Origin of the sequence: Acaryochloris sp. 'Moss Beach', assembly GCF_021497025.1 — a bacterium.
Classification (GTDB): Bacteria; Cyanobacteriota; Cyanobacteriia; order Thermosynechococcales; family Thermosynechococcaceae; genus Acaryochloris; species Acaryochloris marina_A.
On sequence record NZ_CP071717.1, the window covers coordinates 1384765 to 1406585 of the forward strand.

17 protein-coding genes are annotated in these 21821 nt (G+C 48.0%); 9 read left to right on the forward strand and 8 right to left on the reverse strand.

The genetic code is table 11. The features are described 5' to 3' along the window. Positions 1-69: 69 nt before the first annotated feature. Complete coding sequence (gene gltB / locus HRE53_RS06425; protein ID WP_235109568.1) at positions 70-4701, reverse strand: glutamate synthase large subunit; 4632 nt, start codon at positions 4699-4701, stop codon at positions 70-72. Positions 4702-5306: 605 nt separating this feature from the next. Between gltB and HRE53_RS06430 the strand changes: the two genes are divergently transcribed. Genes HRE53_RS06430 through HRE53_RS06440 form a run of 3 tightly spaced genes read left to right on the forward strand, consistent with a single transcriptional unit; the run spans position 5307 to position 10635 of the window. Beyond that, positions 5307-8777 carry a PAS domain S-box protein gene (locus tag HRE53_RS06430; protein WP_235109570.1) on the forward strand — a complete coding sequence of 1157 codons (3471 nt, stop codon included), beginning with the start codon at positions 5307-5309 and terminating at the stop codon, positions 8775-8777. 36 nt (positions 8778-8813) lie between these two features. Then, positions 8814-9875 (forward strand): diguanylate cyclase domain-containing protein, encoded by a 1062-nt coding sequence (locus tag HRE53_RS06435; RefSeq protein WP_235109572.1) that lies wholly within the window; start codon positions 8814-8816, stop codon positions 9873-9875. Positions 9876-9885: 10 nt separating this feature from the next. After that, positions 9886-10635: a sugar phosphate isomerase/epimerase gene (locus HRE53_RS06440; RefSeq protein ID WP_235109573.1), complete on the forward strand. Its 750-nt coding sequence runs from the start codon at positions 9886-9888 to the stop codon at positions 10633-10635. Here HRE53_RS06440 and HRE53_RS06445 read toward each other — a convergent pair. Beyond that, a complete protein-coding gene (locus HRE53_RS06445) occupies positions 10622-11425 on the reverse strand; it encodes a class II glutamine amidotransferase (RefSeq protein ID WP_235109574.1) in 804 nt (267 codons plus the stop codon). The genes HRE53_RS06440 and HRE53_RS06445 overlap by 14 nt on opposite strands. A 180-nt stretch (positions 11426-11605) precedes the next feature. On the opposite strand from HRE53_RS06445, the gene HRE53_RS06450 reads away from it, so the two are divergent. Next, a complete protein-coding gene (locus HRE53_RS06450; protein ID WP_235109575.1) occupies positions 11606-12382 on the forward strand; it encodes a class I SAM-dependent methyltransferase in 777 nt (258 codons plus the stop codon). 397 nt (positions 12383-12779) lie between these two features. On the opposite strand, the gene HRE53_RS06455 is transcribed toward HRE53_RS06450, so the two are convergent. The 3 genes from HRE53_RS06455 to HRE53_RS06465 are packed head-to-tail and all read right to left on the reverse strand — an operon-like array spanning position 12780 to position 15143. Continuing rightward, positions 12780-13343: a Uma2 family endonuclease gene (locus HRE53_RS06455; RefSeq protein ID WP_235109576.1), complete on the reverse strand. Its 564-nt coding sequence runs from the start codon at positions 13341-13343 to the stop codon at positions 12780-12782. 39 nt (positions 13344-13382) lie between these two features. Further along, positions 13383-14507 (reverse strand): DNA replication/repair protein RecF, encoded by a 1125-nt coding sequence (recF, locus tag HRE53_RS06460; protein ID WP_212662703.1) that lies wholly within the window; start codon positions 14505-14507, stop codon positions 13383-13385. A 6-nt stretch (positions 14508-14513) separates the two neighbouring features. Then, positions 14514-15143 (reverse strand): ribonuclease H-like domain-containing protein, encoded by a 630-nt coding sequence (locus HRE53_RS06465; RefSeq protein ID WP_212662704.1) that lies wholly within the window; start codon positions 15141-15143, stop codon positions 14514-14516. Positions 15144-15275: 132 nt separating this feature from the next. Here HRE53_RS06465 and HRE53_RS06470 point away from each other — a divergent pair, with 132 nt between their 5' ends. After that, positions 15276-15545 carry a YciI family protein gene (locus HRE53_RS06470; protein ID WP_235109577.1) on the forward strand — a complete coding sequence of 90 codons (270 nt, stop codon included), beginning with the start codon at positions 15276-15278 and terminating at the stop codon, positions 15543-15545. An 11-nt stretch (positions 15546-15556) separates the two neighbouring features. Next, a complete protein-coding gene (locus tag HRE53_RS06475; protein WP_235109579.1) occupies positions 15557-16081 on the forward strand; it encodes a DUF5063 domain-containing protein in 525 nt (174 codons plus the stop codon). Between the two features lie 40 nt (positions 16082-16121). Here HRE53_RS06475 and HRE53_RS06480 read toward each other — a convergent pair whose 3' ends face one another. Beyond that, entirely contained in the window at positions 16122-16586 is a 465-nt protein-coding gene (locus HRE53_RS06480; protein WP_235109581.1) for a GNAT family N-acetyltransferase, read from the reverse strand. Between the two features lie 68 nt (positions 16587-16654). On the opposite strand from HRE53_RS06480, the gene HRE53_RS06485 reads away from it, so the two are divergent. From HRE53_RS06485 to HRE53_RS06495, 3 genes are all read left to right on the forward strand, one after another. Then, positions 16655-17062, forward strand: a complete 408-nt coding sequence (locus HRE53_RS06485) for a hypothetical protein (RefSeq protein ID WP_235109582.1) — start codon at positions 16655-16657, stop codon at positions 17060-17062. 54 nt (positions 17063-17116) lie between these two features. Further along, a complete protein-coding gene (locus HRE53_RS06490) occupies positions 17117-17491 on the forward strand; it encodes a hypothetical protein (RefSeq protein WP_235109584.1) in 375 nt (124 codons plus the stop codon). Positions 17492-17697: 206 nt separating this feature from the next. Then, positions 17698-18339 carry a hypothetical protein gene (locus HRE53_RS06495; RefSeq protein WP_235109585.1) on the forward strand — a complete coding sequence of 214 codons (642 nt, stop codon included), beginning with the start codon at positions 17698-17700 and terminating at the stop codon, positions 18337-18339. 67 nt (positions 18340-18406) lie between these two features. Here the strand turns inward: HRE53_RS06495 and HRE53_RS06500 are convergent, their stop codons facing one another. Together HRE53_RS06500 and ggpS are read right to left on the reverse strand one after the other, a co-directional pair. Beyond that, on the reverse strand, positions 18407-20056 hold the full coding sequence (locus tag HRE53_RS06500; RefSeq protein WP_235109586.1) for an AarF/ABC1/UbiB kinase family protein: 1650 nt from the start codon (positions 20054-20056) through the stop codon (positions 18407-18409). A gap of 191 nt (positions 20057-20247) precedes the next feature. Beyond that, positions 20248-21753 (reverse strand): glucosylglycerol-phosphate synthase, encoded by a 1506-nt coding sequence (gene ggpS, locus HRE53_RS06505; protein WP_212662711.1) that lies wholly within the window; start codon positions 21751-21753, stop codon positions 20248-20250. Positions 21754-21821 lie beyond the last annotated feature (68 nt).

Consider the following 21821-nt stretch of genomic DNA (forward strand, 5'->3'; position numbering starts at 1 on the left):
ATGAGTTGGGGATTATTGTACCGAATAAACCCTGCACTCCCCTGACAGATTGCCAAACCTTATGCCCACTTAAGCTGACGTCAACATTTTTTCCGGTGCACCTTCCCTCACTTCAGCTCGCTCTGCTTCTGAGGGGGGAACCACCTGCCAAAACTGTGGTAGATACTCGGACCAATGCTCCAAAAGGTCTTTGCCTTTGGGGCTGCCCGTATGGTCCACATGGGTTTGGATCAGAGCCTTTAACTGCTGGGCACCTGCCTCAGTATTGACTCGCTGAATTTGGACAATCTCTGGGTTGACCTTGGTGGGGAAACTGCCGTCTTCATCCAAGAAGTAGGCCAGTCCACCGGTCATGCCCGCACCGACATTGCGGCCCGTTTCTCCGAGGACGACCACGACACCACCCGTCATATATTCACAGCAATGATCACCCGATCCTTCAATCACCGCTTGGCCTTGGGAATTGCGTACAGCAAATCGCTCTCCGGCCTTACCGTTGGCATAGAGGGTGCCCCCTGTCGCGCCATAGAGGCAGGTATTGCCGATTATCACATTGTCAGCAGCGGCATAGGTGGCTGCCGGTGAGGGTTTAATGGTTATTTCTCCCCCGTGCATCCCTTTCCCCACAAAGTCATTGGCTTCTCCCACTAAGTTGAGGATCATATTGGGCAAGGTGAAGGCCCCAAAGCTTTGGCCCGCACTGCCTTCAAAGGTGAGATTCAGTTGGCCGGTGAATCCCGTATTGCCGTATTGTTTTGCGATCTCACCTGCAATCCGTGCCCCCACACTCCGATCCGTATTCACAACTCCCACGGTTTTAGCCACAGCCGTTTGATTTCGGAGCGCTTGCTGAATCTCAGGGCTCTGCAATAGCTCGTCATCCAGAACGGGACCATTGGTATGAACAGGTCCATGATCCAGCCAACTGCGGTCTGTGCGGGTATCGGGAAGCTGGGTCAAGCAGTCCAAATTGAGTTGCTTCGTTTTGGTGAGCTGAGCGTCTTCCCGAACCTGCAATAGATCAGCTCGACCAATCAGTTCATTCAGAGAGTGATACCCCAGGTGAGCTAACAATGTTCGCACTTCTTCGGCAATAAAGTAGAAAAAGTTAACTACATTTTCTGGAAGTCCTGTGAAGCGCTGGCGCAGTTTTTCTTGCTGAGTAGCCACCCCCACCGGGCAGTTATTGGTATGGCAGATGCGGGCCATAATACAGCCCTCGGCAATCATAGCAATGGAACCAAAGCCATATTCCTCGGCCCCCATCAGGGCCGCCATCAGCACGTCCCATCCGGTTTTGAGGCCGCCATCGGCTCGCAGAATGACGCGATCGCGCAGTTGATTCACCATCAAAGCTCGATGGACTTCTGTTAGCCCCAGTTCCCAGGGACTGCCCGCATGTTTAATCGAACTTAAAGGAGAGGCTCCAGTACCCCCATCGTGGCCGGAGATTTGGATGACATCCGCATTGGCTTTAGCCACTCCAGCGGCAATCGTACCAATGCCAATTTCTGCCACTAGTTTGACGGAGACCTTGGCTTGGGGATTGATCTGATGCAGATCAAAAATCAGTTGGGCTAGATCTTCAATGGAGTAAATATCGTGATGGGGCGGCGGCGAAATCAGGGTAACCCCAGGCTTGGAACGGCGGAGCATGGCAATGTAAGGGCTGACTTTTTTGCCTGGGAGTTGTCCACCTTCACCGGGTTTTGCCCCCTGAGCCAGCTTAATTTCAATTTGCTGGGCATTCATGAGATATTCCGGGGTGACCCCAAATCGACCGGAGGCCACCTGTTTAATTCCGGAACTGGCCGTATCGCCATTGCGCAGCCCCTGTAAATGGGGCAGCACAGCCGACTTACCGTTGGCATCCACATCGGAGAGCACCTTAAACCGCACCGTATCTTCACCGCCTTCGCCAGAATTGGACTTGGCTCCCATGCGGTTCATGGCAATCGCCAACACTTCATGGGCTTCTCGGGACAAGGCTCCTAATGACATACCACCGGTACAGAAGCGCTTAACGATGGCTTCTACAGACTCCACTTCGGTAAGGGGTATTGCGGTGCGATCGCTCTTAAAATCCAATAAATCCCGTAGGGCCGTCACAGGTCGGCTAAGCAACTGCTGCTTGTAGACCTGGTAATGGTCATAGTCTTTATCTGCAACCGCTTTATGCAGGGCTTTTGACATATCCGGGTTGTTCATATGGTATTCACCCCCGGGACGGAACTGGATAAAGCCAAAGTTTTCTAGCTTTTTCATATCCAGCTCGGGGAAGGCTTTCTGGTGGAAAGCCATCGTTTCCTGAGCCAGTTCAGCAATGGTCAGTCCCCCCACCCGAGAGGTGGTTCCCGCAAATCCTAGCTCTAGCAACTCCGGTCCAATGCCAATCCCTTCAAAAATCTGAGCGCCTTGATAGCTAGAAATTAGGGAAATCCCCATCTTGGAAAGAATCTTCAGTAAGCCCGCTTCCACGGCTTTACGGTAGTTACTTTGGGCACCACCAATGGTCATGGCCGGAATTTTACCCCGAGCCATTAGCTTTTGAGTCCGCTCATCTGACCACCAGTGACGGACAGATTCGAAAGTTAAATAGGGACAAATGGCTGCCGCACCAAATCCGATGAGACAAGCAAAATGGTGGGTACTCCAGCATTGAGCCGTTTCCACGACAAGGGAAGCTTGCAGGCGAATCTCTTGCTTGACTAAATGCTGATGGATCGCCCCCACGGCTAGCAAGGGTGGGATATAGCTATAGTCAGAATTCAGCCAGGTGGCCTCCCCAGTGGGCGTATGGCGATCGCTAATCACTAGAATTTGCTGTCCTGCCTGAACGGCAGCGGTGGCCTGCTCACACAGAGACTGCACGGCGGTGGCTAAGCCTTCCGGACCATGGCTGAGGGGGAATAAGGTGGAGAGGGTTTGCACCCCAAAGTCAGAGGCCCGAATCTCACTCAATTCCGTTTCGTTAATCACCGGAGAATTGAGCTTAATCAGACGGGCGGCTTCTGGATCATGGTCGAGCAAATTGCGGCGACGACCCAGGAGGGTCACCAAGGACATGACTAGCTTTTCCCGTAGGGGGTCAATGGCGGGGTTGGTGACTTGGGCAAATCGTTGCTTAAAGTAGTCGTAGAGCACGTGGGGGCGCGACGACAAAATCGATAGGGGAATATCATCTCCCATACAGAAGGTGGGTTCTTTGCCATCCTTGGCCATGGCCTGCACCACCATTTCCACGTCTTCTAGGGAAAAGCCATAGGCCACCTGCTGCTGGAAACAGGTTTGGAGTTCGGCTTGTGGAGCTTCGGGAAAAGGTTGTTCCGTGAGGGGTTGGCGATGGGATCGCAACCAGTCTCCATAGGGATGTTCGGCGGCGACTTGGGCTTTAATCTCCCAGTTGGTCTGCACCTGATGGGTAGCTAAATCCACCGCAATCATATGGCCAGGCCCTAAGCGCCCTTTGGTGACAATCTCTGCTTCGGGAATGGGAATCGCTCCCGCTTCCGAGGAAACATAAACGGTGCCGTCCTGAGTGGTGCAGTAGCGAGCGGGTCGGAGTCCATTTCGATCTAGGGCCGCTCCCACAACTTTGCCGTCGCTAAAAGCCAACAAGGCTGGACCATCCCAAGCTTCCTGCAGACCACTATAGTATTCATAAAAATCGACGATTTCCGGGTGGTCCGCCAGAGCAGGCTGATTACGATAGGCTTCCGGCACCAACATCATCAGCGCTTCTTGGGGACTGCGCCCGGACTGCACTAGCAGCTCTAGCGTCTTGTCCAAATTGGCTGAATCGCTGGCGTTCGGATTCACCAGAGGGCGAAGCTCGTCAAACTGGTCTTGCCAATGGGGATGGCTCAGGGCTGATTGGCGGGCCGCCATCCATTTGACGTTGCCGAGCAAGGTATTGATTTCCCCGTTATGGCCCAAAAAGCGCATGGGTTGGGCAAGGGGCCACTTGGGTAAGGTATTGGTACTAAATCGACGATGATAAATAGCAAAGGAACTGATATAGTCCGGGTTCTGCAAATCCCCATAGAAGGTCCCCAGGATTTCTGACCGCACCATGCCTTTATAAATAATGGTGCGATGGGACAAAGAACAGAAGTAAAACTCTTGCGCCCATTCTGCCTGGGTTTCAGATACCGCTTTCTCGATCTGCTTGCGCACTAAATAGAGCTGGCGTTCCAGTTCATCACCCCGTAGATGGGGCGAGACCAGAAACACCTGCTCAATATCGGGCTGATTGGCGCGGGCCTGTTCTCCTAGAAGGTCAGGCTTAATGGGTACGGGTCGCCATCCTAGGACTTGGAATTGGGCTGCGATCGCAACCTCTTCCACCCTCTGTTTACATTGAGCCAATGCCCCTGCATCGGCGGGCAAAAACACCATCCCCACTCCCACCTGTTCTGTATCCGGTAGAGTTTGACCTTGAGTAGACCACCATTTTTGAAAGAGCTGCCAGGGAATTGCCGTCAGAATTCCGGCCCCATCCCCAGAGTCTCGGTCGGCGCTACATCCTCCCCGATGCTCTAGGCAGGTCAACCCAGTTAACGCTTGCTGAATCAAATCATGATTGGCTTGGGGACGGGCAATAAACCCAACTCCACAGGCATCCCTTTCTTCCACGAGCCAAGGCTGTCCAGGAAAAATAGAAGCGGAGGAGGACTTAAGCACATTCAAAGTATCAGTCATGATCGGGTTCAATAAATAAGGAGGGAAAATATAGCTGTACTTCCGTAAGTTGCAGCCCAAAAAGGTGTTCAGCAGATTGCCTTCAATCCCAGTAGTACATAAGCAACTGGGTAAAAAATGTATCTTGTGTAACCAACAGATAAGAGGCACCACATAGAAGTATCGGATAACACCCATACCTTTAGGCACTCAAGAACATCTCACTACTGTCGATACGGAGTGTGAGACTTGAAATCTAAAGTTGTATATCTGAAGGAATTAGATCTTAACGCAAAACTAGACCTAGCTATTGTTCCCACTCCGCAATCGTTCAGTGAGAGCATCCCGCTTCTTATCACTCAACAAAGTGCCCCCATCGAACCTGAATAGCGTCCAGGCAAATCCTTGATGAGTGAGAAGCAGAAGAAATGGAATAGACCCTCAAAATCATCAAGATCAATAGCTATTAGCATTCTTGCTGAATAAGCTAGAGCTTCATAGATAATTTCTCCAGAAATTTTTGGTTAAATGGCTTCTAAATTGGGAATTCTTTGATTTAAGTATGTCTGCAATACATCATTTTCTTGATAGCAGGAGAAAATTAACTCAATATTGCGAATAAGCCTGTGACGATTCAATTACAACAGTCGATAGCTTGGCAACAAGCCATTCTCGACAGTGCTGACTTCATTATTATTGCGACCGATCCTGCAGGGATTATTCAAACTTTCAATGCAGTGGCTCTGCGCACCCTTGGCTATCAGCCTGAAGAGATCATCGGCAAAGTGACTCCCGCGCTCATCCATGACCCTCAAGAAATTGAACAACAAGCTCAACAGCTCTCCCAGGAACTCGGATATACCCTTGAACCAGGGTTTGAAGTCTTTGTGGCCAAAGCTCGATTGGGCATTGCTGACGAAAACATCTGGACGTATATCCGTAAAGATCAGAGCCGTTTTCCGGTTCGCTTATCTGTCACTGCGGTGCATGATGAGACTGGCAAATTGACTGGTTTTTTAGGGATTGGCAAAGATCTCAGCCAGCAACAAAAGATTGAACAGTCCTTAGTGGAGAGTGAAGCTCGATTTTTAGGCGCTTTTCAATATGCAGCCATTGGCATGGCTTTGGTTTCGCCAACAGGGCATTGGCTCAGAGTAAATCCATCTGTTTGTAGCATTGTCGGCTATTCAGAATCAGAATTGCTGGCATTGACCTTTCAAGAAATCACCCACCCCGATGATTTGGCATCAGATCTGACCTATGTTGAGCAACTGCTAGCAGGTGAGATTGACACTTACCAGATGGAGAAGCGATATATCCATAAACAAGGTCATGAAGTCTGGATTTTACTGAGTGTTTCTCTGGTGCGGGATAACGAGGGGCAACCCCTCTACTTTATTTCTCAAATCCAAAATATTAATCAACGCAAGCAGGCTAAAGCAGCCTTACAGCAATTAAATAAACAGTTAGAACAACTCGTCCATGAACGGACGACCCAACTGGAACTGGCTTTTAATCAGCTGAAAGCATCCGAGGCAAACTACCAAGATCTATATGACAACGCCCCTGATATGTATGCATCTGTAGATGCTCAATCTCATCAGGTATTGCAATGCAATAAGACGTTATGCCATGCCTTGGACTTGAATAAAGAAGACATTCTCAATGGATCTATATTTTCTCTGTACCACCCAGATTGCCACCCTGAAGCAGAGAAAGCATTTAATACTTTTGCTGAAACCGGAACAGTCCAAGATGCTCAATTACAGCTCAACCGCCAAGATGGCAGCAAGCTAGACGTTAGTCTCAATGTACGGGCCGTTCGAGATTCAGAGGGCAATATTCTCCATAGCCGTTCTAGTTGGCGAGATATCACTGAACGCAAACAATTAGCAGCCCAGTTGCGCCAGGTCAATACTGAACTCGAGCAACGAGTAGAAGAGCGAACCAATGCATTATTGATCACGAATCAAAGATTAGAGCAGGAAATTCAGGAACGACAACGGGCAGAAGTTGAGCTCCGAACCATGAACGACCAGTTAGAAATCTTGGTTCAGCAACGGACTGCCGAGTTACAGAAATCTGCCGAACGAGAACAAGCCTTCTCTGGCATCATCCAACGCATGCGGCAAACTTTGGAATTACAAACCATTTTTGCCGATACAACCGAAGAATTAAGACGCGTTATTGCTTGCGATCGCACCTTGGTCTACCAATTTAAATCCGATTGGACTGGCACATTAGTCGCTGAATCCGTGAGCCAGGACAGCCCTTCAATTATCGCGCTGAAAGCCCAAAAGGCAGGATCACGAACGGTAGATATTACACCACCATCAGGGCTTAAACAGATCCTTGGCCAGAATTATCAATATGATGTTGCCTTGGGAAAACACAGTCAGAATGTAACCTGTCGAACCATCACAGATATCAAAGAGGTTGGCTTTGATCCTTATACACTCAAAGTTTTAGAGCGGTTAAATATTCAAGCTTATCTGGTCGTTCCCATCGTCGATGGCTCTCATCTATGGGGACTGCTCATCGCCACTCAAAATACCGCGCCTTGCTTGTGGAGCCCATCCGCGATTCAAATCATGACGCAAGTCGGCACGCAGCTAGGGGTTGCCGTTCAGCAAGCAGAGTTATTAGCCCATTCTCAAAAACAGGCCAAGGCTCTAAAAAAAGCAAAAGAGGAAGCGGAAAGAGCCAGTCGGGCGAAGAGTAACTTTTTGAGCCACATGAGTCACGAACTGCGCACACCCTTGAATGCCATCCTGGGCTATGCCCAACTGATGCAACACTCTACCCTGTTATCTGCCCAACATACCCAGTATGTCAAAACGATTAATCGCAGCGGAAAACACCTCCTCACCTTAATTAATGATGTGCTGGAGATGTCTAAAATCGAGGCCGGACAACTGTACCTCAATCAGTCAAGTTTTGATCTATATAACCTGCTCTCTGAATTAGAAGAGATGTTTAGTCTCAAAGCCTCTCTTAAGCAGCTTCAACTTTCATTCCAAGGCCAATCCCTGGTGCCTCGATATATTCAGGCCGATCAAAATAAGCTGCGCCAGGTCTTGATTAACATTCTGGGTAATGCGATTAAATTTACTCAGCAAGGGCAGATCAATCTTTGCATCTCTGTAGCCAGAGAGTCGCTGTTTTTTACCATCACGGATACCGGACCCGGAATCGATGCGGCCAGTTTAGATAAACTATTTCATGCTTTTGAGCAGGGCAATATTGGCTTGCAATCTAGAGAAGGAACTGGGCTAGGACTCAGTATTAGCCAAAAATTTGTCACTTTAATGGGTGGACAACTCACGGTTACCAGTCAAGAAGGACAAGGCTCGACCTTTACCTTCCATATTCCTTTAACCATTGCTGATGAAACAGTGTTAGATCAGGACCATGACCATACCTTTCAGGCGGTCAATTTGGCTCCCAATCAACCGGATTTCCGCATATTAGTCGTTGATGATGAACAAACCAACCGCAAACCCTTGGTAGAATTGCTGAGTTTGATCGGTTTCTCAGTGCAAGAGGCGTCCAATGGTCAAGCTGCCATAACCATCTGGGAAACCTGGCAACCCCATTTAATTTGGATGGATATGCAGATGCCAGAGATGGATGGCTGCCATGCCACGCGACTGATCAAAGCCACTCCACAAGGGCAAAACACGGTTGTTATCGCCTTGACCGCAAGTGTGTTTGAAGAGAACAAGCAAAAGATTCTAGAGGCAGGCTGTAATGATTTTGTCCGCAAGCCTTTTCGGCAAAATGAGGTTTTAGAAAAAATAACAAAATATCTCGGAGTGCAATATGTTCCAGTCGTTCACAACTCACATCCTGATGACCAGGGACAAGAGTTGCCGACTCGGTCCGAGCAGTTGAACATAGACCAACTCAGGGTAATGCCGACTGCATGGCTTGAGGAAGTCAGGCAGCGGGCCCACCAGGGCAATGATCTTCTCCTGCTGAAATTGATCCAGCAAATCCCACCTGAACATCAGACCATAGCTGACGATTTGACCTGCTTGGTCGAGAATTACCAATTTGAGCAATTGGCACAATTAGCGAAGTTTCCCCAGCCCTAAATCTATTCACCCGTTCCACATACAAAAGGCACACCCATGATCTCCCACGACACCGATTTAGACCAGAATATGGATGAATATCGTGCCAATCCTATTTCAGGCATTGCTAGTCCTGCCACATCTGTCTTACCGAGTGAAATTTTAATCGTAGACGACACCGTAGAAAACCTCCGGTTACTCTCCAATATGCTGTCAATTCAAGGGTACAGCGTCCGGAAAGCGACCGGTGGAGAGATGGCCATCCAATCTGTGGAATCACTTCCCCCTGATCTCATTTTGCTCGATATTCTCATGCCCGACTTAAATGGCTATGAGGTCTGCACTCAGATCAAACGAAATCCCCAAACCGCTAATATTCCGATTATTTTCCTCAGTGCTCTCGATGACCCTTTAGACAAAGTCAAAGCATTTGAAGTCGGTGGCGTAGATTATTTGACTAAGCCTTTCCAACTTGAAGAAGTACTAGCAAGAGTCCATAACCAGCTATCCCTGAAAGATGCCCAGGAAAAAGTTGTCGCCCTAAATGCCAAGCTGCAAGAGTGGTTGGTTGACCAAAACCAAAAACTCCATCTGGCCAACAGCCGCATTTTAGAAACGAGTAGCATCGATAGTCTTACCGGAATTCCGAATCGAGCTTCATTGCTTACCAGGCTAGAACAGTCACTATTCCTAGCCAAGATGGATGAGGCATACAAATTTGCGTTGCTGTATCTAGATTGCGATCGCTTCAGCACGATCAACCAATCTTTCGGCTATCAAGTGGGCGATGAATTATTGCAGGAGCTGGCCAAGCGCCTACAAGCCATCACTCATCCAGATGATATGCTAGCCCGCATCGGTGGAGACCAATTTGCCATTCTGATTAATAAACCGTCTGATCCAAATCAGGTCCATCAATTCGCCAAGGAAATTTTGGTCAATCTTCAACAGCCATTTCCCATTCAAGGACAAGAAATTGCCCTAAATGTCAGTATTGGCACTGAGTTTAGTGGGGCTCACTTTGAGAAACCCGGCCAGATTTTTGGTCATACTGAGACTGCCATGTATCGGTCTAAAGCAGCAGGTGGAAACCAATCGACTTCTTTCACTACCCCATAAAAAATAATCCATGCCGCCCATCTTGGCTTACAACGAAAGCTCTTTGCCAGCCTCATCCTTGGATGAACGGTTACAGCTTGCAGCCCAACACCATCTTGCATTGGAGATTGCCAACTCCGGGAATTTGGACTGGGAACCCTATCTCAAAGCCAACATTCCGATCGCAGCAGTCCAAGCCTATGCCATGCATGATGTTCATCCCCTCCATCCAGATGCCCAGCATCGGCAGCAGGCCCTCCATCATGTTCACCAGACTTTAGAGATTGCTGCTCAACTCCAAGTTCCTCGGATTGTGACCGTCTGCGGATTTGGTAGTGATGTGGTTGATTCCCCCTTTGAGCGCTGCTTAGATTTTTTCAGTCATTGCGCCGCTAAAGCCAAGGCCCTCGGCATCAAAATTATGATTGAGCCATTAAGTCCGCGACGGTGTGAAGCCATGACCGAACCCTACCGAATCGGGCAGCTCGTGGACACCTTAGCAGAACCCGAGGTCTTTACCACTCTGCTGGATACTGGACATCTTCTTGATAGTGGCTACGACTTGGAAGCCTTCTTACCCAACTGGCCCTTTCCCACAGAAGAGCTTCAGCTTAAAGGCCCCCATTCAACCCCGCCTGATTTCTCCTTGAGGCCATGGCTGATGCAGCTACCGTTCCAACCTGCTGTTTTATGTGTGGAGCACCGCCAGCCTATTACACTCTCTGAGTTCGAGCAGCTGATTTCAGCAATACGCTTGGAGTTTCCTCTCAATAACGACTGACCTTACAAGCCCAGTCATCCTGAAAAATCAGCGGTAAGCCATCCTGAAAGACCAGCAGTTCTCCGGGTTGAATGGTGGTCCAGGTTTCGTTATCCGTTAGACAAGTAGTAGCGATAATGGCAACGCGATCGCAAGGTGTTGCTAACTCTTGAAAATCAACGGTCAGATCTTCATCGATTAGGTGTGCTGCCGCAAAGGGGGACTGGCGGACGATATAGCAAAGCTTGGTGGAACAGTGCACAAACAGGTGTTTTCCATCTGAGAGCAAATAGTTGAAAATCCCATGACTGGCGATGGCCTGAGTCATCTCTTGCAACACGGGGAACAGCTCCTCCATGGGTGGTTGCTCCTGGGGAAATTTATCTCTGAGCTGATTCATAATCAAGCAAAATGCTCGTTCACTATCCGTTTGGCCCACGGAGCGATAGGTGCCTAAACTTCCAGATTTCAGAGTGGGTAGGTCCCCATTATGAGCAAATACCCAATGTCGCCCCCACAGTTCCCGCGTAAAGGGATGACAGTTTTCTAGGCCCACTGGACCAATGGTGGCTTTGCGAATATGAGCGACAACATTCGTCGATTTAATCGGGTATTCACGAATAAGTTTGGCAATGGCAGAGGTTGCAGAAGGCTTGTCATCTAAAAATAACCGACAGGCTGCCCCTTCAAAGAAGGCAATTCCCCACCCATCTTTATGATCGTCTGTTTTGCCACCTCGGGCGCAGAACCCTTCAAAGGAAAAACAAATATCCGTTGGCCCATTACAGTTCATCCCTAATAACTGACACATGAGCGATCGCAAGCAGTGCTACGCCGTCGATTGTAGGTGGAAAGGGAAAGAGGCTGCAACCAAATAAAATGCCAATTTCCACAATCTTGTACGTAAAGAATCGAATGTTTACTAATGCACCTATCTGATGGAGGCATCCTGTACTGTGTTTAGTATTCGGCAGGTGGAGTAGAGAGCATCATGCTTTACGACACGATTGGGAAAACCTACGCCCAAACCAGGCAGAGTGATCCACGCATCGCAGCAAAACTGTTAGAAATTTTGAAGCCGTTTCAGGCTTCTACGATTGTAGATATTGGTGCGGGTACAGGGTCTTATGCACTGTATCTGGCCGAGCATGGATATCAAGTTCTGGCCGTTGAGCCATCTACAGTTATGCGACATCAGGCGATTGCCCATCCGGCAGTCCGCTGGATAGATGCGAAGGCTGAACATCTGTCATTGCCCTCTCATTCAGCAGATGTAGCTATCATCATCTTGGCATTGCACCACTTCCCAGATTATTCGCAAGCGCTGCAAGAGATTCACAGAGTAACTGGAAGTGGGCAGATGGTTATCTTTACCTACGATCCAGACCTCATTTCTAGTTTTTGGCTAACCGAGTATTTCCCTTCGTTTATTGCCGATGTTCAGTCTACTTTTTTACCCATTACAACGTTAACGGCTGAGATGGCAACCATTAAGGATAGGGCTGTGAATATCGTTCCTTTCCCTTTACCCCATGATTTATCAGACTCATTTGCTGCGGTCGGTTGGGCACGCCCCGAGCTGTATCTGAAGCACAATATTCGCAACGGAATTTCATCATTTGCCAAGCTCAATGAGAATGAATTAGAGCAGGGGTTATCCAACCTACGCAAAGATTTAGAGACCGGAATATGGGATCAAAAGCATGGATATCTCCGCCAACACACCTTTTATGATGTTGGCTACAGATTCGTATTTACCGCTCAATAATATAGGCTTCTAGTGAATTAGACCCATGCTTGACTGATTGAAGTCTCACTTTACCGTAATGGATAGTGTCTTTATGAAAGACTCAATATGCCAAATTCTTTATGACTTACTTGAAATCTGTCTACGTCTAGCTCTTGTAATAATTATTACAGCCATATTTTCTTTAATTACAGGGGCCTTCTGTTTATTGATTGCCTACATTTGCTATGTGACTAAAATTGTGCCGATCATGTTTTATGGATTTGCCCTACCGCCTATGATTTTAGCAGCGTTTATAGGTCTAGTTTATGGATTTGAAATCTTAATATGGAATGATCTTTATATCTCAAGAAAAGACCATTAAAAGACGTCTGAAATACAAACTCAAGAAATCAATCATTTACTTGAGAAGCTATCGCTAGATCTTCAGCCAAGCAAACAAGTTCTCAACTGATAATTGCAGACCACTAGCAAAATCAGGTCCTAGCAAGACTTCATTCGCTGCATCATAAATTTCTATCTCTTGCTTAGGACGATACACAAAGACCGTTTTTTCATCAGGGTCAATCAACCAACCCACTGATGTTCCATGCTGAAGGCAATGCATAATGTTCTTCGTCACACGGGTATGGCTTTGATCAGGCGATAAAATTTCAATCGTCCAATCAGGTGCAAGTGAAAAAACATTGGCAACTTCTCCACTGTCATCGCAAGGAATTCGGTCCCAAAGAAAAACTGCAATATCAGGAACCGTTGATCGTCCGCCAAAAGTGCAGCGTAGCTCGGAAAAAGCACAAGCAACTCGTTCCGGCTTAACCACCGCATTAATCGCAGCTAATAGCTCACCTTGGATGCGGCTATGTTTTCCTTGGGGCATTGGCTTCTGCAGGATCTGCCCTTCAATATACTCACTGGCCGGTTTAGTCTCCGGTAACCTTAGGAATTCTTCCAGTGTCAGGATTTTAGAGGGAACTTGAACCATCTTGAGAGCATCGCTAACAGTGCTAGTTACAGAATAGCGCTAGGTTGAAAACTGGACCTGCCCTGCTTTCACCGTCAATATTTGGGCAGAGTCTAACCATTTGGCATCAAAAGCACCTAGATGGGTGGTCGTAATCAGGGTTTGAAAGCGGGTCTGAATCGCATCTAAAAGCTGGTTTTGGCGATTGAGATCTAGCTCTGCCAGCACATCATCTAGAAGCAGTAAGGGGGCTTCACCGACTACTTCCTCAATCAGCTTCAGTTCCGCTAACTTCAGAGCCAATACTAACGTGCGCTGCTGACCTTGGGACCCATACTGGCGGGCGGGGGTGCCATTAATCAGGAGCGTCACTTCATCCCGATGGGGACCAACCAGGGATAGACCTTGCAATTGCTCCAGCATCGACTTTTCCTCCAGTTGGCTAAGGAACTGGGGATAGAGCTGCTCAGGAAATTGCGGATCGTAGCTAACGTTAGGGGTGTAGAGGATTTCCAGCTGTTCTTGGTGACCACTAATAGTTTGGTGCCAGTGACCCGCTAGGGGAACTAATCGCATCAACATCCGCTGACGCCGCTGAATCACCCGTGAACCACTCGCCGCTAACTGCTGATTCCACAGAACTAGCTGTTGAGGATCAACCTGAGGGGCATCGTCAGAACGATGATGTTTGAGGTAGGCGTTGCGCTGCTTGAGGACCTGCTGATATTGCTGCAGCAAATGGGCATAGACAGGTTCCAACTGCACCAGCACCGCATCTAGCCAATTCCGACGCTCTCCTGGCCCTCCCCGCACCAGATCCATATCAAGGCTGGAGAACTGGACTATATTGAGGTGCCCCAAAAAATCGAGCTGGCGACGAATCGTTTCACTATTAACCGAAACCGTGCGACGGCCATTGGCCCGTAGAGTCAAACTCAAATCGAGAGGGCCACTTTCTCGTTGGAGGGTCGCCGTTACTTGGCTGAGGGATTCACCGTCTTTAACTAAGTCGCGATCGCGGCTGACCCGATGAGATTTTAAAGTTGAGAGCAGCTCTACTGCTTCTAATAGGTTGGACTTTCCCTGGGCATTTGGCCCCACCAAAATGGTTTTGGGAGCAGAGAACTCAACCTGCTGGGCGACATAGTTGCGAAATTGGATCAGGTGAAGCTGCTGGAGATACACAAGGGCTTAATGCTCAAAAATATTGTCAAAATGCATTAGGTCAAGGGTGACGATGGTGGGTAGACACTGGAAGCAAGCCATGGCTAATTCGAGGCGGTCTTCCCGCTCTAGCATCTTCACGAGGGTTGCCTGAGCAGATAACAGGTAACGGACATCATTCGATGCATAGTTCAACTGCTCTTCTGAAAGGTTCTCTGCATTCCCCCAGTCAGAGCTTTGAGCCGACTTGTCGAGTTCTTCACCCACTAACTCTCGGACTAGCTCTTTGAGGCCATGGCGAGGGCTATAGGTGCGCACTAGCTTACTGGCAATCTTGGTACAAAAGATCGGCATGGTTTCAATATCAAGGTGATGCAGCAGCGTGGCGATATCAAAACGGGCAAAGTGAAAGACCTTGAGGACTTTGTCCGCTTCCATCAGTTGCTTGAGGTTGGGCGCATCCATTTGTCCCTGGGCAATGCGTACCACGGTGACTTGGCCTTCAGGATTGCAAATCTGTACCAGACAGAGGCGATCACGATGGGGCTTCAATCCCATGGTTTCGGTATCTACCGCAATCCGATCTGCCTGGAGATAGTCCTGAAGAAAGGCGGTACTGAGGTCGCGATCGCAAACCTGAAACTCACTTAATGCCATGCAAGATTCCCATACGTTCTGATGGGCATTGTACAAAAATTAAGGGGGGTTCAACAGCCTCAGTCAAAAAGACTCAGAAAATACGGGTCGCCCGCTATAATCACCACTAGAGTTTTAGAGAAGAACATCAAAATGGCGAAGTATGTAATGTGGGGCAGCTACTGCGAAGGCGTGTTAGAAAAGCGAGCACCCTATCGCCAAGATCATTTAGACGGCCTGAATGCCCAGAAAGCAGCAGGTACACTGGTTACCATTGGTCCGACCAAAGACACCAAAATGGTATTTGGCATCTATGAAGCTGAAGACGAGGCTACAGTCCGCAATCTGGTTGAGTCCGATCCTTACTGGAAAAACGGCATTTGGACAGAATACGAAATCCGAGAATGGATTCAAGCAATTTAGAATCAAGTGGATTGAAATTATCTGGCGTAGCTGCCCCTATTGCCTCATTTATCCAAGCTGCTGCCGACTATTGTTTGCTGATCGAATCATGCGAACAATACACCATTGATCAATTCATTCACCGTGCTCGCTATCAGGTTGGCCGAATCTATCTGACAGCACTTGCATTACCTCACATTGAAACCACTGAGGAAATTGTTAACCGTGATATTCCTCACGAAGAATGGTCAAAGATCGACAGATCTCTGGGAGCAACATTTGATCAGTACAATTATTACTGGCATATATTTGATCCTGGAGAGCTTGAGCCTGACGAGCCTGTATGTCAAACCTTGTCAGACGATCTAGCCGATATTTGGCGAGATTTAAAGTCTGGTTTACTGCACTGGAACACCACGACTGATAGTCAGCGTCAAACAATCATTTGGGAATGGCATTTTTTATTTCATCATCATTGGTCTACCCATGCAGCTGAAGCACTTCGCGTTATTGACTGGTTGATAAACCACCATGGAATAGTAGACACAGACCATTAACTATCCACGGGCACTGTATCCACCCATCTTTAAATTTGTCTTATAGAGTTTTCGACATAAAGACACTGTTTGGATCCGCTACATATTGCTCAAAAGGACCACAGTATTCAAATCCATACTTGATGTACAAGGCTCGTGCAGGCAAGAACTCGGGCAAAACCCCTGTTTCCAAATACAGGTACTGATAGCTACGTCTTTTGGCTGCTTGGATAAGATGCTCTAGCATCTGGGAGGCAATGCCTTTACCACGATGTGCTTTGGCAGTGCGCATGGATTTAATTTCTCCCGTTGACTCGTCTAGTTCCTTTAACGCTCCACATCCGAGCAATTCATCTCCTACCCAAGCTGACCAGAATGTAATATTGGGCAAACGCAACGCATCAAGATCAAGGGCATGAGTACTCTCAGGAGGTGTGATAGCATGCATCTCATCAAAATGCTCTTGGAGAAAATTGGCAATTTCTTGCCCTGTCAGATCATCAATACCAACGTTGAGTCTCATCATGAATATCCATTGCGATCTAGTTGTGTCATGTCGAACAATTTGAAATATGAGAGCAGAACCGTCGTAACATGCAGCAAAAAACACAATATTTAAATACTGACCTTGAGCTTCGGTCCCATGAACGACTTACAATGCTATGCCATGAGTTCGAGAAGACTTGCTGTATTTTGAATCACATCCAAGCTGACAATGAACATTGGCACGCCACGATAGAAAGTAACCTGAGCGGAGACTCCTGCGCTGATCTTGCGATTCAGGCCATACTGGCAGTCCTCCCACAGCTATCAGCTCAGGCTAAACGACAATGGGACAATTGCTACCTACGAGAATTCGATCTTGGCTTTGAATGTGGTGATACATGGGCCTATCCTTACGCACTCACTGCTGAATCCATTCGTTTAATTGCAGAGGCTAACTGCTCACTTTCAGTGACCTTGTATCCGGTCCTCAACAGTAGTGCTGGGGCTCGCCAGTAAATCAGCATGAAGAAATGGCGTATTATCTATCACCCACAGCGGAGATTCAGCCCAATGAGTTGGTGGGTGCATAAAGCTGTACTTGAAGCTTCGCCAACGACAGAATGGAGGAACGCAGATCAGTATGAACCCGCCTTCCCACCCTGCATCTTTGCAAAAGGATTTCCCTACTTGGTAGTCACAATTGATGGGTTTGCCTTAGAATTTGCCTCCTCCCATGAAGTCAGGCACTGCATTGAGATATTGCAGCAAAAACATTTACCTGCCACAAAAAACTTAGTTTGCCAGAACAGTACAACCTATCAAGGGTTTAATCACTGGTTAGCCATTTATCCCGCTTCTCTCAAGTCATGGAAACAACGCCAACGAACAGTAAAGATCCTGACAAAAACATTGGTGGAGTTGGAATCAGCAGGCATTCGTTTTTAATTCACCCTTATCTTGCGAGCATTTTTCAAGGTTTGGCTTAACCTTGTATACCCATCAACTGAACATTGGGTGTGATATTTATCAATGCATCAGTCAAGGTTAGATGAGATTATGCCCAAAAAGCTGGGTATAGGGTGAGAAATTTTTTCGGCATGATAAAGCCATCTGTAATCTCTAAAGGCTGGTCATCAGTATTATTAGTGTTGATGAGCACTCCTGTGCTCTGGGCCTGTGATCGAGTCCCCATTGTGAGGCGGTTCTCTAATGATCAAGCTCAAGCAACCGATCCAAAGCCAGACAAAGCCCTATATGCCTTTGAATCCATTCCAGGTACACCTTATCTGGTCGCCAATATCGCGCAAGTGACAGCAGGTAAATCCCGCATATCCTCTTCTGAATTCTATTCACGCAAGGGGGGCGGCATTGCCAATCTGGTGTTTTTGGATTCTGGTTCTTTAGAGTCTCACAGTCTGTTCGACACGAATCAATACACTATTTTTGAAGCCACACAGTATCCTCTCGACGAACAAGCCCCCAACCCAGAAGAGAAAAAGATCAAGAAAACTGCTCGGTTTGTCTATCAGGTCCTAAAGAAGGATACCAATGGTGACAAGTATCTAGACAGCAGAGATCACCGGACTATCGCGATTTCAGATGCGTTTGGTAAACAGTATGTTGAGGTCTTGACGGATATCAGTCAGCTTTTGAACTTACAAGCATTAACTGGCAATCGCTTGCTGGTGGTGTATGTCAAAAATGGAACGAAAATGGCGAGTCTTCTGGATCTCTCTCAAAGAAAAGTCATCCAGACGAACACCCTGACCAAACTAGGAGATGATGTCGAGTAGCTGATCGGTAAAACCTTTCTGAAGTCACACCTATAAAATCAAATGACTTTACACCTAAAAATTCAAATTAACGAAGATTACCCGATCGCAATATACTAACCGCCAACCACAATCCCAAAAAGCTCGCCACCGCAAACAGAGTATTACTCAACCAGTACAACGCCGTTTGTTTCTCCGCCGAAATCATCGCCGCCCCCATAATCAGCGACCCCACCAAAATGCTGAACGACAAGCGATTGGCAGCATTATCCACCGTAATCCGTAAGCCATTGAGACCCAGAAGATTTAAGTTCCACTGCAAGGATTCTGACGTCACTTGGTCCAGGAGTTGCTCTAACTGACGGGGCGATCGCAAGGAGAAATTCTTCAAATCGAGGGCCGTTCTCAGCAGCGTCGGCAACGGATCTTCTCCCACCAACTGCCGTCGGAACAAATCGCTCATCAACGGCTTAATTTCATCTAAGACATTGAATTTGGGATCAAAGGTTCGTGCAGCCCCTTCCAAATTAGCCAAGGCTTTTACGTATAGCCCTACATTTCCCGGCAATTTCAGCTTGTTCGAGCGGGCAACTTGCAGCACTTCATACAGTACCTCCCCCAGGTTAATCTCCGCCAGATTCCGGTTATAGTACTTGCGCAGCAGAGCTTCAAAATCACTTTCGAGCTGGGCCAAATTCTCCGCCCGTCGGGTTTTCGCCAACTGCAGCGTCAGCTGGCTACAGCGCTGAGCATCCAGATCCACAATCGCCAACAACATTTCCGTCAAAATCTGCTGGGTGTTAGGGTCCAAGCGTCCGACCATTCCGCAGTCTAGGATCGCCGCTCGACCATCGTTGAGATAATACAAATTGCCGGGATGGGGGTCGGCATGGAAGAAACCATCCACATAGATTTGCTGCAAAAATGCCCGAAACAACAAAGTGGTCACCTGCCGACGGGCACTATCGATCTTAGGTTCCTGTTGGGAATAGGGCAAATTTGCTGACAGTAAGGGTTCGCCTTCTAGCCACTGCATCACCAGCACTTTTTGCGTGGTCAAGGCCAGATTAATTTTAGGAACCACTAATTCCTGCGGATCAAACCAGCGGCTGGTGGATAGATTTTGGCGCAGCTGCTCTGTATGGCTAGCTTCAACAGTGAAATCCAGTTCATCTAAGAGAGCATTAGAAAACTCTGCTGCCAATGACTTGAGGTCATAATCTTTGCCAATATCGGTTCGTGACGCCAGATCCGCAAGGGTGTTGATTAGGGCAATATCTTGATTAACGACACCATCAATCCCCGGTCGTTGCACTTTAATAGCCACCTGCTGACCGTTGGCTAGGATAGCCCGATGCACTTGGGCAATGGACCCCGATGCCACCGGGGTGGAATCAATCTCTTTAAACTGGGACCGCAATTCCTGGGCAATTTGCTGCTGAATCACTGCCTTAATTTCAACCCAGGCAACGGGAGGGACCTTGCTTTGCAGCGTGGACAACGCTTCAATATAGGGTGCGGGCAGAATATCAGGGCGCGTACTCAGAAGCTGGCCTAATTTGACATAGACTGGCCCCAAATCCACCAAAATATTACGCAGCACAGCAGGCGTCGGTAACGCAGGCTGATCTGCTTTACCCCCTGTTAGTAGCTGCTGCATGAAGTCCCAGCCATTGCGGAGGACGACTTCAATGATTTCGCGTTGCCGGGAGGCCGTTTGCGTTAACCCTGAGAACACAATGCCTCCTGTGAGGTGAGTCGAATGGTTAGAAGTGATCCTAGCTCAAAACTCGGTTGGGCCGCTGGTTGCGGTGGAATCCATGTTCTTTGGCCTCGGCTCAGCAGGATAGGCCCAAGAACAACAACATCACACCTATTAATTCAAAACGATTAAATAGGTGCAAAGCCGCCGTTACCCGTTAGACCAGCCTAAGAAACTGAGGCTTGGTTCTCAGAGGGAGCCGATTGAATCGCTTTGAACTTTTGCAAAAGATGATTCGCCCAATAATCGACGTCATACTTGGTGACCGTCTCAAACATTTTGGTCATGGCAGCTTGGCTCTCTTCATCAGACATCGCCAAGGCTTTATCTATCGACTCATCCATCCGATCAATCGAATAGGGATTAGTGAGAATCGCTTCTGGCAGTTCCACCGCCGCTCCCACAAACTCCGACAGCACCAAGACCCCAGGCTGCTTATCTTTGGCAATAATATATTCCTTGGCCACCAAGTTGAGGCCATCTCTCAGGGGCGTTGTCCAACAAATATCCGCCACCCGATAGTAGCTGAGCAGCTCTTCCAAGGAAAGAGGCTGAGTATAGAGCAAAATTGGTGTCCAGCCGAGCTGGGCAAACTGACCATTAATTTTACCCACCTGCTGTTCAATTTCACTTTGGGCCTTTTTGTAGATGCGCATTCCCGTGGCTGGCGATACGCAGGTCATCACAAAAGTGATCTTGCCGTGGAGATCGGGTCGGCGTTTCAGCAAGCGACCAAAGGCTTCTAGTTTTTCGCGGTTGCCTTTTACATAATCCACACGACCGGCAGCGATAATCAATTTGCGACCGCCCAGGTCTTCTTTAATTGCTGCCAGACGTTTCTGGGCAGTGGGCTGACTGAGGGTTTCCAAAATATGTTTGGGATTGGTGCCCACTGGAAAGGCATCGATATTGACGAGCTGACCTTTATAACGCAGGTAGGTGGTCATATTGGGTTCAGCCAAAGCCGTACCCACGGGCGTAATATGCTCAGGAATCGGGCCTCGTTCCACAATCTCCACAGGCCGGAGGCTGCGGGCCACATTAACAAAGTTTTCTGAGTAGCGAGGAATATGGAAGCCAACAATATCGCAACACAGCAGGCTATCTACAATTTCTTCTCGCCAGGGCAAGATATTGAAAATATCGACAGAAGGGAAAGGAGTGTGGTGGAAAAAGGCAATCTTGGCGTTGGGCTTGAGTTGGCGGATGTAGTGAGGCGCCATCCACAGGTTATAGTCATGAATCCAAATTAAGGCATCATCTGCCGCTTGCTCACAAGCTGCTTCTGCAAACAGACGATTGATGGTGTGAAAGTTTTCCCAGTCCGAAGACTCATAGGTGAAGTGGTAGGGAAAGGAGTGGAGAATCGGCCAAAACGCCTCTTTAGACGTGATGTGATAGAAGTGTTTAACTTGATCGGCACTCAAAGGGATACGACAAACGTTGTAATTACCCTCGCCTTCTACCGTGACTAGGGTTTCAAAGCTATTGCGTTGCTTTGCCGTCACCTGTTTCCAGGCAATCCAAGTCCCCTGATTCACACTGGCAAAAAAGCTTTTCAAGGTCGGCAAAATGCCATTGGGACTTTTCTTGGGCCGATAGTGAATTTTACCGTTCTCAATCACCTCATCATAGGGTTCACGGTGGTAAAGAATCACTAGGGAAGATTTCATCAGATGGCCTCCTATTTGTCACGGTCATCTAGATCAATGGGGATGTCAAAGTTCGAGCGCCCACAACA